Below are 12,425 nucleotides of genomic sequence, written 5' to 3' on the forward strand. Positions count from 1 at the left end.
TTTAGTATATTCTTAGATGTTTTCTAGAGCAATAGTTTTGTAACAAAATTTACTTATTTGGTACAATCTCTACATTCCCCAGTTGTTCCATCACTTGAATAAGAGCATGTGAGCCATCTGGATTCCCACCGTGTGCTTGTAACGAACGAAGGAGTTGTTGTACAAGCGCTGTACCCATCAGTGGAAGTTGCATCTGTTCTGCTTCTTGAAGGACAATCCGTAGATCTTTTTGGATAAACTCTACCGAAAAGCCTGGTTCCAAATCCCCTTGGATAATACGAGGAGCGTAATTCGCTAAGGCCCAAGAACCACCTGCTCCTTGCGTCGTAACCTCAATCATTTTCTCGACATCTACCCCTGCTTTTTTGGCATAACTAAGCGCCTCTACCACAGCAAGCAAATTGAGACCACATAAGATTTGGTTACAAGCCTTCACAGTTTGTCCAGCACCAACCTCCCCACAATGAACAATTCGTTGCCCCATCGCTTCAAGAATGGGTCTAACTTTTTCAAGGGCCTTCGCCTCCCCTCCAACCATAATGGAGAGAGTGCCGTTTTGAGCTCCGATGTCTCCACCGCTTACGGGTGCATCTAAATAATCAATCCCTAGGGTTTTAGCCTGAGATGCTAATTCACGTTCTGCTTCAGCAGCAATCGTACTCATATCGATTACTACTACCCCATTTCTTGCGCCTTGAAACACTCCTTGTTCTCCTGTTAATACAGCTTTTACATCAGGTGTATCTCCAACCACTGTGATAACCACATCACTTTGCTCTGCCACTTGCTTAGGGGAATCAGCCAACTTCGCACCCCACGCTGTTGCTTCTTCCATCTTGGAGCGAGTTCGATTCCAAACCGTAACGGGGAAACCAGCTTGAACAATATTACGTGCCATCGCACGTCCCATGATTCCAAGACCTATAAAACCTACTCGCAACTTACTCATATTACGCCCTCCTATCATTTATGCACTTAGTTTAGATAGACATGCTTGTACACTACTTTTAACAGACAACCACAGATCTTGGTCGATTACCAGACGTGTACGAAATTGCCGATACACCTCTGCCTGCTTGATAGCGAATGTAGGATCTTCTTTTTCAGGAAGACTGGAGCGAAGATTCGCTATAATCGTTTGAACCTCGTCCGCTCTCGGGCCCCAGACTGCCTTCTCATTCCCTTCTTGATCAATCCAGATAAAAATCGGAATGGCCCGAGCGGTTCCATTTGTTAGATACTGGTCCATCAGTTCCAAATTCTCGTCTCGATTGAGAAGGCTTAGAGGGGACTGACACGCGCTAGCAATATGCTCTATGATAGGAACGTTAAGCATAGCATCTCCACACCAATCTGCCGTCAAACCAATTATACGTAGCTTTTGGTCCGCCAGCTTCGAAAAAAAGTCCATCTCTTCACTATTTAAAGAAAATCCTTTATACACAGTAAGAAGCCCTTCTTTGTTCGCTTTCATAGATGCCACATATTCCTCGAAAGATATCCCTTTTTCAAACCAAAACTGTAATGACATATAATCTACCTCTTTTTCTTTTTAGCATACAACTATGATGGAAGAATAAACTTATTTTATCAATTCCTGCACACTTAGATCTCTCTTGACATAGGTATAAGCACCAAGATTTTTACCAAGGGAGGATGAACCTGTGCCAAAATGGCTGACGAAACAGCTTATGAATGCGTACCGGCAGCGCGACCGCAAACAAATTCTCTTTTTGAATAAATGCTGGTTTAGCTACATAAAGAAGGAACAAGATAAAAGCCCGTCCTCACGCACACAACTGGGCCGCGATTCATAGAAACGCCTGCCCAGTTGGTTTTCTTCGTATTTAGTCCACCTGTTTAAGTAAGGAAGATTCCACCATCGTAAGGCCTACCCGCTGGCGATCTGGATCAATTTGTAACACCCATACATCTACAATATCTCCTACTGTTACAACATCCATTGGATTCCGTACAAATCGCTCGCTTAGTTTTGACACATGGACAAGCCCATCATTTTTCAAACCAATATCAACGAAAGCTCCGAAGTCCACAACATTCCGAACTGTTCCTTGCAATTTCATACCGATTTGAAGATCTTCTACTTTCAGTACATCAGAGCGAAGAAGGGGTGTAGGCATCTCATCACGAGGATCTCGACCTGGTCGCATAAGAGCTTCTAAGATATCCTGAAGCGTTGGCACTCCGCAGTCTAGTTCTCTTGCCATCATCTCTACATCAACTGCACTCAACCTCTGCTTTACATCTTCTGAGCCAATCTCCACAGGCTCTATCTGTAATTTTGATAACAAGGCTTCGGTAATGTGATAAGACTCCGGATGAATCGGTGTCTTATCTAGAGGGTTTTGCCCATCTGTCACGCGTAAAAAACCAATACATTGTTCGTATGTTTTCGCACCTAATCGTGGAACGGACTGTAAATCTCGTCTAGAAGAAAAGCGCCCTAATTCTTCACGCTTTTTGACAATATTCTTCGCTACTGCCCCACTCACACCCGATACATATTGAAGGAGGGAAGCGGAAGCAGTATTCACGTTTACGCCCACATAGTTTACAGCTGATTCAACTACATGAGTCAAGCTCTCCGTAAGCTGTTTTTGGGATACATCATGCTGATATTGGCCCACTCCTACCGATTTAGGATCAATTTTCACCAATTCAGCCAGTGGATCTTGAACTCGACGGGCAATGGAAACAGCTGAACGACGAGCAGCATCAAGATCTGGGAATTCATCTTTCGCAATTTTGGACGCTGAATAAACACTAGCACCCGCCTCATTTACAATTAAGTAGTACAATTTCTGTTTTACTTCTTTCAGCACATCTACAATAAACTGTTCCGTCTCTCGCGAAGCTGTACCATTTCCAATCGCAACCATATTAATATGGTATTTCTTTATTAAAGCTAAGACTACTTTCTTCGCTCCCTCTAGATCATGATGAGGAGCAGTTGGATAGATCACATCTATATGTAGCACTTTCCCTGTCTCATCAATAACGGCTAGCTTACAACCCGTTCGAAAAGCTGGATCCACTCCCAGTACGATCTTCCCTGCAATCGGCGGTTGAAGCAACAAATGACGCAAGTTCTCAGAAAAAATGTGTATGGCTTGTTCTTCTGCTTGTTCGGTCATTCTAGCATGAGCTTCGCGTTCAATTGAAGGAGCAATCAAACGCTTGTAGGAATCTTGAACGACTGCCTCTAGATAGGAATGAATAGGGATAGAAAACCAGTTTCGTAGATGAGCAAAAATCTGCTCCTCTTCTACTGAAATTTTTACTTTTAAAAATTCTTCCCTCTCACCCCGATTCACAGCCAAAATACGATGAGAAGGCATACTACGTACTGGCTCTGTATAGTCATAATACATCTCATAAACCGAACGAGTTTCTGGATCCTTCCCTTTAGAGGTTAGCACTCCGTGGTTCCAGGTGTACTCCCGAACCCACTTCCGAATCTCAGCATCCTCAGAAAGCTCTTCTGCCAAGATATCCATCGCCCCTTGAATCGCTTCCTCAGCCGATTCAACACCCTGCCCTAAGTTTACGAATGTCACTGCTTCTTGCTCTATTTTATGTAAGTCCCTAGTCGATGCCAAAATCCGTGTTAGTGGCTCTAAACCACGCTCTCTCGCCACTGATGCACGCGTTTTACGTTTCGGCCGATAAGGTAGATATAGATCCTCTAACTCTTGCAACTTAGTAACTGCTTCGATCTTAGTTTGTAATTCTTCGGTTAACTTTCCTTGTTCTTCAATCGTCCGTAAAATCTCTTCACGTCGTTGATTCATTTGGGTTAGATAGCGAAAACGTTCCTCTACAGCACGAATTAACTCTTCATCTAAGCTACCTGTCATCTCTTTACGATAACGTGCAATAAAAGGAACTGTGTTCCCCTCTTCTAGCAACCCTACCGTTACCTTTACTTGGTGAGACTCGATCTCTAACTCTGTCGCAATCTGCTTCCACATTTGAATCTGCTCCAAACCACACACCACACTTTCTTCTGCTATCAAAAAATAGGAATATAGATATTTTACCATAAGAAAAACACACAGAATATTCCATGCGAAATAGAATACTGTGTGCTTTAAGTTCTACATTACTTCAGAAGGCTCCATACGAATGGCTTGACGTAATTTCGTGAGCGCCCGGCGTTGCAATCGAGAAACATGCATTTGAGAAATTCCTAGCTTGTCCCCAACCTGTTTCTGACTCAAGTTTTCAAAGAAAGTTAGTTGCAAAATTTCCTTTTCACGCTCGTTTAGAACGTGGAATGCTTTTTGTAACAACATCTTCTGGTCAACATGGTCATAACCCTGGTCCTCGTTTCCGACTAAATCCAGTAATGTAACTTGGCTGCCGTCCGAATTCGCTTCAATCGGACTGTCGACAGAAACCGCCTGGTAACTCCGTCCCATCTCCATCGTTTCGAGTACTTCTTCTGGAGTAACATCCAAATAATCCGCAATCTCCGACACTTGTGGAGAGCGCTGGAATTTTGTCGTCAGCTCTTCGACAGCTCGCTTGATTCGTGGACCTAATTCCTTGATTCGACGCGGGACATGAACACTCCAAGTCTTATCACGAATATGCCTCTTAATTTCTCCCACGATGGTAGGAACTGCAAATCCTTCAAAACTACGCCCAAATTCAGGATCAAACCGTTTTAAGGCAGCAAGCAGGCCAATCATCCCTACCTGTGCTAAATCCTCAAATGGCTCCATCCCTCTGGAAAATTTATATGCCAATGTGTCAACTAAACTTTTATAGTGCCCTACTAAACGTTCCTGTGCTTCAGAATCCCCATTCTGCTGGTACTGCTCGATTAAATATTTTATCGTTTCGTCATCGAGTGGGGTAGGACGCGGGCGACTCGACATGAGAACCCACCTCATTTTTTCGAATGTATTTGGTCATACGTACGATTACGCCATCATCACCATCAATGTCAACATGATCCATCAGACTACGCATTAGGTATAGTCCAAGTCCGCGTTCACGCACTAAACTCATTGATACCTCAAATTGAATAGGACCTGTCCGAGATTCAACTTCACTAGCATCAAAACTATGACCTTGGTCTACTACTTCTATTTCTAATCGATTTTCAAAAATGTTACAGGATAATCCAATCTCACCGTTTTCACCAGAGTAGGCATGTTCGACAGAGTTGGTGCAAGCCTCCGATACAGCGAGTTTTAGATCTTCAATATCGTCATAAGAAAAACCCATCCGATTCGCTATTCCTGAAACAGCCAATCGAGCAATTGCCACGTAATCTGGCTTCGCTGGAATCGTCAAGTTTACCAAATCTAACGGCTGCTCCCTCATGATTTCCCATCCTCCTGGTTATCTGGTCCAAATTCCATAATTTCTTGAAGTCCAGTAATACGAAATAGGCGCGCGAGCCTTGAATTCATCCCAGAGATGATTAGTTTCCCACCTGTAGATTTTTGCGCCTTATATGCGCCGATTAGTACGCCTAAACCCGTACTGTCAATATAATCGACTCCAGCAAGATCAAGATGAATACTACTACCGCCTTGGCATAGAGTCAGTAGTTTTTCACGTAATTGAGGAGCTGTGTATACATCTACCTCTCCTAATACCGTTAAAGCAATTGCATGTTCTCGTTCACTATGCTCACGGATTGTTATATTCAATAGACTCAACCTCCAAACCATGCTCTGAATTTACAATTTGTTTTTGCCAACTCGTTTGATGACGATAATCGTCTGGTCATCTAACATTTGATAACCTGAAAGCTCATAAATGCGTTTATATACTTTCTCCGCAATCTCTTGGGCAGGCAGGTGAAGATATTTTCTAGCTAGCTCACAGAAATCAGAGCGCTCAATAAATTCCCCGTCAAAGCGAGTTTCTGTAACTCCGTCAGTTAACAGGATAATGACATCACGTTCAGCCAAATGTAACTGAAACTCAGGATACTCCACATGTGAAGTAACTCCTAGGACCAGCCCTTGGGTGTCCATATCCTCAAATTGATCTGTATCTGCCCGATAGATGAAGCCTGGTTCATGGCCTGCGGTAGCGTATCGGAATGAATGATTTAAGGAATCATATACCCCGTATACCATCGTGATAAACATATTAGGCAAAATATTTCTTTCTACTACTGTGTTTAGTTCTTGTAAAATCTCAGATGGTTCTGGCTGGTGATGGTCCATATCATCCATTGAGTACTTAATCATCGACATACAAAGTGCCGCAGGAATTCCTTTACCAATGATATCCGCAATCGCGATCCCCAGTATTCCATCACCATACTGAACAAAGTTATAGTAATCCCCGCTCATTGTTTTAGATGCATAACTAGCAACTCCTAGATCAACACCTTTAAGAGGTGGTGGGGACTCAGGTAATAGTGTTCTTTGGAGATGTACAGCTACTTCAATTTCATCTTCTAATTCTTGGTGACGAGTAGCAATATTCTTATCGACGCGATATTGCACTCCATAACCAACCATCACTTCTAACAACAAGTCGAAAGATGTCTTTACATCTGAATGCAAGTCTGGGATTAACTTCTTCAACGTCTCTATATAGTGGTTGAGCACCTCATCAGGCGGGATCTTTTGATCCATGATCCACTTATTTAGTTGTTGAACTCCATAAAGATTTTCTTCTTTAGGGTCATGTAAATACGAAGCAAGGAGCCGTTCAAAATCTGTTTGTAATTTTTCTCTCATAAATTTATCCCCTTGGATCTGATCTCCTCATCGAAAATGTATCGTTTATAGTATCATACACCAGAAATAGGCATAAAAAAAAGAGAACGTGCAAGATCCATGCCGTTCTCATGCCATCATCCCAAAGGAAAATCAGCCTAATCTATCAGTAATTAGAAATCAATAACTCCTAAACTAATTTGTAGGGCTTCATTTACTCGATACATCATCTCATCATCTAAATGAGTAATCTTATCAGTAAGTCGCTGTTTATCAATCGTCCGTATCTGCTCAAGCAAAATAACGGAATCCCGATCAAATCCGTACACCTTTGCATCAATTTCTACATGGGTAGGCAGTTTGGCCTTTTGGATTTGTGCAGTAATCGCGGCGACAATCACAGTGGGGCTAAATCGGTTACCGATATCGTTTTGTATGACCAAAACAGGACGAACCCCTCCCTGTTCAGATCCGACCACAGGGGAAAGATCAGCAAAGTAGACATCGCCACGTTTTACTATCAAACCCACTACACCCCACTAACTAATCGATCCAAAGTATCCTCAGCTTCTTCTTCTGCTTCAAAGGCTTCATGCGAGATGTTTAAATTAATCCGCGCCATCTCCATGTATCCCCTTTGCATCATCTCCCGAATAAGTCGCTTTTTCCGCTCTTGAAGATACAACTTCATCGCTTGCCGAATAAACTCACTGCGATTGGAGTTATCTCGTTCAACCATTCCATCTACTTCTTGTAGAAGATTTTTGGGTAGGCTGATCATAATTCTCTTGGTACTAGACAACTTGCGCACCCCCAACCAATCATCACCGTTAGCGATCTCCCTATCAATACTATCATTATGTTGATTCTATTGCAAAATTATACTTTCTCTAAATACGCATGTAAATCGTATACGAAAGTACTCCCTGACACACAGAGTAATTTATTCGCTTCATCCAAGAAAATTCCTGCCGCTTATAGAAGGTTTATGCTTAAAAAAGTACCACAAACACCTCTTTTTTAAAACATACTGGTAATTATTGCATAAGGCCGTTCACTACCTCAATCACTTTTCCATGGTACGTATAGATCCGCGGGATTCTCTTCTGGAGCATGCAAGTCACTTCATAGTTGATTGTACCTAACCATTTCGCTACTTCATCCACAAGGATTTCACCCGCACCCTGTGCCCCGTATACCACAGCTTCATCCCCAACTTGTACTGGCATTGCCTCATCGACACGTACGACCAACTGGTCCATACAAACGGTTCCCACTACGGGTACACGAACTCCATTTAACAATACAAATCCTTTGTTCGAAAGAGAACGTGAGTAGCCATCTGCATAACCAATCGGCAATGTAGCTAGCCACTCATCTCCTTGTGTTGTATAGGTTTTTCCATAGCTGACACCATGATTGGCTGGAACTTTCTTTAGATGGGCTACTTTGGTGACAAGGCGTAGAGCAGGGATTAACTCTAACTCAGAATGACTTACTTCGTCAGATGGATACATTCCATATAATCCTACGCCCACACGAACCATTTGATGATGCTGAGTTTTTTCTACCATCGTTGCTGCACTGTTAGAAGAATGATAGATCGGAATCTCAAAACCAGCTTCTTTCACAGCTTCTCTAATTTGCTCAAAGCCTTTAATCTGCTTTTCGAAGTAGCTACGTTCTTCCTCGTCGGCTGTTGAAAAATGTGTATAGAGTCCTTCCATATAAATAGCTGAATACTGCGCCGCTTGATGAAGAAAGGGAATAACCTCCGATGGCTGAATCCCTAATCTACCCATCCCTGTATCTATCTTAATATGAATCGTTGCTTTTTTGTTCTGTCTCTTTGCTTCTTCTTGTACTTGTTCGAGAAGATAACTCGAGTAGATCGTAATGGCTAAATCATGTTGAACGGCAGCTTGGATAGCATGAGGTGGCGTATACCCCAAAACCAAAATGGGTATCGTAATTCCAGCCTTCCGCAACTGGATTCCTTCATCTACAAAAGCAACCCCGAGTCGGTCCACACCTGCCTCCGCTGCTGCTTTCGCAATCGGCACCATTCCATGACCGTATGCATTCGCTTTTACTGTTACTAATAGATTTACCTGATCCCCAATCCAGCGCCGATACTCTCGAATATTATGATGTATCGCATCTAGATTAACTTCAATATAAGTGTCACGATAAAAAGGCTGTATTGATTTAGTTTGTATGTTGTTCATGAAGTTTCACTTCCAAGTGATTTGTTATGTTGCCATTATACCAAATCACACGAAAGCTGTCCGATCACTCATATGGGAGAAATTATTTCTGACTCTGCCCGGTGAGAGAGGTAGCTATTTGGATCATTTCTGGCGTATCCATACTTGATACCATCTCATATTCGACTTGCTTCTCAGAATCTACCCAGACAAGGCTTTTTTGATTTGAGAATTCCAGTAGCATACCTAAAAACCCCTGCACTTGTACAGGCTTTCCATAAGATGCTTTCTCAAGTTGGTCTGGCATGGCTTTTCGTTGCGAGAGCGTAAAAGGCTTTGATCCATGGAACCGTTGCACCACTATAGACCCATTTGCACCTTGAATGGTTTGCTCATCTGTTAATTTCGTTCCTTGCGGAATCGTTCCCGGTGTGATGGCACTCAATTCAGAATGTATACGACCCAAAGTCTCCTTCGATGGTACAGGCGCATGAGTTAAGTTCCTCTCCGAATCAAAAACACCTTTATCAAACTTTGTATCGTATTCAAATCGATCGAACACCATCTTTACAATAGGCTGATCTTTATCATCATAAACCTCTACTTTTTCTGGTTTATAATCCGAAGTAAGCCAAATCTTCTGTTTCACCCACGTTTTGTTCATATACTTGGTTGTGGCCACTTCGAATTGATATCCCTTCTTATCAGTCTCCACCTTCCTCGACTGATCCTCCACTATACTAGATAAGATGGTTTGATAAAGATATACCTGTCCACTTGTAGTAGGCCAATCACTTTGAAAGCGATAACTCTTCTTTAAATGAGGTGTTAAGACGTATACACCTTTTTCGTTTTTGAGCAAGACCTGTGTAACATCGCTTGTCTCATTTTTTAATTGAACTCGGTAGAGATTAGGCCGTTTGTACCAAACCTCCACATCCACATCTTGACTCTTTTTCCCCGCTTGTAGAGTTAATTTCCCGTGACCCGTATAGGAATCAATCTCTTCAGGCTGCTTACGAAGATCCGAGACGACATCCTCAGTAGACTTTTCACAAGCCGACAAAAAAATGGACAGAATTAGAACGAACACGAGAAACCATGATTTTTGACGCATATCCCATTCCCCCCTCCGATTTCCCGGGAAATATGTCGGTTAGTCTGGTACTATTTCCTGACAGAATCCGCAAGCTCTGCAAAGGCATATATAGCCTGTCATCTTTGTCCTAACCGCACTATCATTATATGAGCCACTCTACATGGTTATTCATCGTTCAATCCACTTCAATGACGGCCGTTGCCACTGCGTAGTGCTTACTATGAGAAATAGAAAGGTGAATACTAACACTTTGGTCCCCAAAAAAAGATTTTATTACTTGTTCGGTTAGCTGTACCTTAGGAGCACCCCGTTTATCCTTTACGATCGAGATGTCATGAAAGCTTAGTCGTGATCCAATCCCCGTTCCTAACGCTTTCGAGATCGCTTCCTTCGCTGCAAAGCGACCTGCTAAGTATTCAATCGTTCGCTTTGAAACGGAGGCCAGGTGACTTTGTTCTTCTTCATTTAAGATGCGATTCGTAAAACGCTCTAGATTAATCAAGGCAATTCTTTCAATCTCTACAATGTCTGTTCCGATTCCAAAAACCATATTGATCTCCCCTTTTTGGCTATTATCTACTAGGTTGCATGTGTTTATCAATGTTGCTATACAGGTTCAATCATATGGCCTATGTCAAAGAAAAACACGAACTTACATTCCTTTTTTGACTGAAAATAAGATAATCGCTTATTTTCTCGATTTAAGTATTGCATTTATTCGAAAATCGTAGTACATTCTTCTCGTTCGATTTTTTTGTCCATTTTACCTTTTACTTTCTTAATAATCCCAACCATACGGTCTATGTTTTTCCAGTTTTCGAAGGCCTAACTAGTGTTTCAGCGTCACTGGTACGCTTTGAAAACATTCCAGAGTCGGAGAGGATATTTAATCCCCTCTGACTCTTTGTATATGTAAAGATAATCACCATTTTTAGAGAAAGATTAAACAAGATATTACGTTCTCTTCACATATTTCTTTACTATCGTCAACAGTATTTTTTTACGATATTTAGGAAGTTCATTAATGAGGAGGATCTCACTTGAAAACAATAAAAGGTTTCGCCATTGCTTCCGTTCTAGCAATCGCAACAACAACCTATGTCGGATTAACCCCTCGTGCTGAGGCAAAGAAACAAGAAGAGATTCGAAATGTAATCGTTTTAATCGGGGATGGTATGGGACCTTCCTATATGACCGCCTATCGTTATTTCAAAGATGATCCTAAAACAAAGGCGAAAGAGTCAACTGCATTTGACCCATACTTGGTCGGAATGCAAACCACTTATCCAGAAGATGATCATGAAAATATTACCGATTCTGCATCCGCTGCGACTGCCATGTCAGCGGGAGTGAAGACATACAACAATGCAGTAGCCGTAGATAACGATCATTCGGAAGTGAAAACGGTATTAGAAGAAGCAAAAGCGAAAGGAAAATCGACTGGGCTCGTAGCCACTTCAGAGATTACACACGCAACGCCGGCTGCGTTTGGGGCTCATGATATCAGTCGTAAAAATATGGATGCGATCGCAGATGATTACTACAACGAGCTTATTCAAGGAAAACATAAAGTAGATGTATTGCTAGGCGGAGGCCTTACAAACTTTGTACGTAAAGATCAAAACCTAGTAGAAAAGTTTAAAAAAGATGGATACGGATATGTCACCAACCGAGACGAACTGAAGAGAAATCAAAGTAAACAAGTACTTGGCTTATTTGCTTCCGGAGGAATGGATAAAATGATTGACCGAAACGCGAATACTCCATCCCTCCAAGAGATGACAAAGTCTGCTATTGATCGTCTCAATCAAAACAAAAAGGGCTTTTTCCTTATGGTAGAAGGGAGTCAAATTGACTGGGCCGGCCATGATAACGATATCGTAGGTGCGATGAGTGAAATGCAAGATTTCGAAAAAGCATTTCAAACAGCGATTGATTTTGCAAAAGCAGACAAGCACACCTTAGTCGTTACAACAGCAGACCATTCTACTGGTGGACTTTCTGTAGGAGCTAACGGTGAATATAACTTCCATCCTGAAGCCCTCCGTGCAGCAAAGAAAACACCTGACTATATGGCTGCCCAAATCGCATCGGGTAAGTCGGTAGAAAAAATACTGGACACTTATATCGACCTTGATCTAACATCCTCTGAAATCCAATCTGTCAAAAAGGCTTCTATAAATAAAAAAGGAGAGGATATCGATGAGGCTATTGAAAAAATCTTTAATACTCGCTCCTACACAGGTTGGACAACAGATGGACATACTGGAGAAGAAGTTCCCGTATACGCTTTCGGACCTGGAAAGGAACGGTTTGAGGGTTTAATCGATAATACAAAGCTGGCAGATGAGATTTTTTTCATTCTAGGTGGCCAAAAAGGGAAGAAATAATATAAGAAAACGAAAA

Annotated in this window: 14 protein-coding genes; 2 read left to right on the top strand and 12 right to left on the bottom strand. The window is 42.0% G+C overall.

Going from position 1 to position 12,425, the window contains the following annotated elements; translation table 11 throughout:
• Positions 1 to 49: 49 nt before the first annotated feature.
• Positions 50 to 949, bottom strand: coding sequence for an NAD(P)-dependent oxidoreductase (locus tag BT147_RS12715; protein ID WP_072336015.1), 900 nt, complete (start codon positions 947 to 949; stop codon positions 50 to 52).
• 18 nt (positions 950 to 967) lie between these two features.
• On the bottom strand, positions 968 to 1,531 hold the full coding sequence (locus tag BT147_RS12720) for a thioredoxin family protein (protein ID WP_072336018.1): 564 nt from the start codon (positions 1,529 to 1,531) through the stop codon (positions 968 to 970).
• Positions 1,532 to 1,664: 133 nt separating this feature from the next.
• On the opposite strand from BT147_RS12720, the gene cmpA reads away from it, so the two are divergent.
• Complete coding sequence (cmpA, locus tag BT147_RS15295) at positions 1,665 to 1,817, top strand: cortex morphogenetic protein CmpA (protein WP_143188005.1); 153 nt, start codon at positions 1,665 to 1,667, stop codon at positions 1,815 to 1,817.
• 30 nt (positions 1,818 to 1,847) lie between these two features.
• On the opposite strand, the gene BT147_RS12725 is transcribed toward cmpA, so the two are convergent.
• The 10 genes from BT147_RS12725 to acpS all read right to left on the bottom strand — a co-directional run bounded on the left by BT147_RS12725 (position 1,848) and on the right by acpS (position 10,569).
• Positions 1,848 to 4,064 (bottom strand): Tex family protein, encoded by a 2,217-nt coding sequence (locus BT147_RS12725; RefSeq protein WP_502688573.1) that lies wholly within the window; start codon positions 4,062 to 4,064, stop codon positions 1,848 to 1,850.
• A 54-nt stretch (positions 4,065 to 4,118) separates the two neighbouring features.
• Positions 4,119 to 4,904, bottom strand: coding sequence for an RNA polymerase sigma factor SigB (gene sigB, locus BT147_RS12730; protein ID WP_072336021.1), 786 nt, complete (start codon positions 4,902 to 4,904; stop codon positions 4,119 to 4,121).
• Positions 4,870 to 5,355, bottom strand: coding sequence for an anti-sigma B factor RsbW (gene rsbW / locus BT147_RS12735; RefSeq protein ID WP_072336024.1), 486 nt, complete (start codon positions 5,353 to 5,355; stop codon positions 4,870 to 4,872). Before rsbW ends, sigB begins: the two co-directional genes overlap by 35 nt.
• Entirely contained in the window at positions 5,352 to 5,687 is a 336-nt protein-coding gene (locus BT147_RS12740; RefSeq protein WP_072336027.1) for an STAS domain-containing protein, read from the bottom strand. The genes rsbW and BT147_RS12740 overlap by 4 nt, the downstream gene beginning before the upstream one ends.
• A 30-nt stretch (positions 5,688 to 5,717) precedes the next feature.
• The gene (locus tag BT147_RS12745) at positions 5,718 to 6,734 is read right to left on the bottom strand and encodes a SpoIIE family protein phosphatase (RefSeq protein ID WP_072336030.1); all 1,017 of its coding nucleotides are present in this window, start codon (positions 6,732 to 6,734) and stop codon (positions 5,718 to 5,720) included.
• A gap of 152 nt (positions 6,735 to 6,886) precedes the next feature.
• Positions 6,887 to 7,237, bottom strand: a complete 351-nt coding sequence (locus BT147_RS12750) for a type II toxin-antitoxin system PemK/MazF family toxin (protein ID WP_072336098.1) — start codon at positions 7,235 to 7,237, stop codon at positions 6,887 to 6,889.
• Positions 7,238 to 7,242: 5 nt separating this feature from the next.
• On the bottom strand, positions 7,243 to 7,494 hold the full coding sequence (locus BT147_RS12755; protein ID WP_072336101.1) for a CopG family ribbon-helix-helix protein: 252 nt from the start codon (positions 7,492 to 7,494) through the stop codon (positions 7,243 to 7,245).
• Between the two features lie 256 nt (positions 7,495 to 7,750).
• Positions 7,751 to 8,941, bottom strand: a complete 1,191-nt coding sequence (alr, locus tag BT147_RS12760) for an alanine racemase (RefSeq protein WP_072336033.1) — start codon at positions 8,939 to 8,941, stop codon at positions 7,751 to 7,753.
• Positions 8,942 to 9,023: 82 nt separating this feature from the next.
• A complete protein-coding gene (locus tag BT147_RS12765) occupies positions 9,024 to 10,037 on the bottom strand; it encodes a LolA family protein (protein ID WP_072336036.1) in 1,014 nt (337 codons plus the stop codon).
• Between the two features lie 157 nt (positions 10,038 to 10,194).
• The gene (acpS, locus tag BT147_RS12770; RefSeq protein ID WP_072336039.1) at positions 10,195 to 10,569 is read right to left on the bottom strand and encodes a holo-ACP synthase; all 375 of its coding nucleotides are present in this window, start codon (positions 10,567 to 10,569) and stop codon (positions 10,195 to 10,197) included.
• 490 nt (positions 10,570 to 11,059) lie between these two features.
• On the opposite strand from acpS, the gene BT147_RS12775 reads away from it, so the two are divergent.
• Complete coding sequence (locus BT147_RS12775) at positions 11,060 to 12,409, top strand: alkaline phosphatase (protein WP_083426561.1); 1,350 nt, start codon at positions 11,060 to 11,062, stop codon at positions 12,407 to 12,409.
• The last annotated feature ends 16 nt before the right edge of the window (positions 12,410 to 12,425 follow it).

The organism is Thermoactinomyces sp. DSM 45891 (assembly GCF_900119485.1).
Lineage (GTDB): Bacteria > Bacillota > Bacilli > Thermoactinomycetales > Thermoactinomycetaceae > Baia.

Coding starts and splice junctions, on each gene's coding strand:
- BT147_RS12725 (WP_502688573.1), bottom strand. CDS start 4,064: ATGGTAAAATATCTATATTCCTATTTTTTGATAGCAGAAGAAAGTGTG.
- acpS (WP_072336039.1), bottom strand. CDS start 10,569: ATGGTTTTTGGAATCGGAACAGACATTGTAGAGATTGAAAGAATTGCC.
- BT147_RS12765 (WP_072336036.1), bottom strand. CDS start 10,037: ATGCGTCAAAAATCATGGTTTCTCGTGTTCGTTCTAATTCTGTCCATT.
- BT147_RS12715 (WP_072336015.1), bottom strand. CDS start 949: ATGAGTAAGTTGCGAGTAGGTTTTATAGGTCTTGGAATCATGGGACGT.
- BT147_RS12745 (WP_072336030.1), bottom strand. CDS start 6,734: ATGAGAGAAAAATTACAAACAGATTTTGAACGGCTCCTTGCTTCGTAT.
- BT147_RS12755 (WP_072336101.1), bottom strand. CDS start 7,494: ATGATCAGCCTACCCAAAAATCTTCTACAAGAAGTAGATGGAATGGTT.
- BT147_RS12720 (WP_072336018.1), bottom strand. CDS start 1,531: ATGTCATTACAGTTTTGGTTTGAAAAAGGGATATCTTTCGAGGAATAT.
- rsbW (WP_072336024.1), bottom strand. CDS start 5,355: ATGAGGGAGCAGCCGTTAGATTTGGTAAACTTGACGATTCCAGCGAAG.
- sigB (WP_072336021.1), bottom strand. CDS start 4,904: ATGTCGAGTCGCCCGCGTCCTACCCCACTCGATGACGAAACGATAAAA.
- alr (WP_072336033.1), bottom strand. CDS start 8,941: ATGAACAACATACAAACTAAATCAATACAGCCTTTTTATCGTGACACT.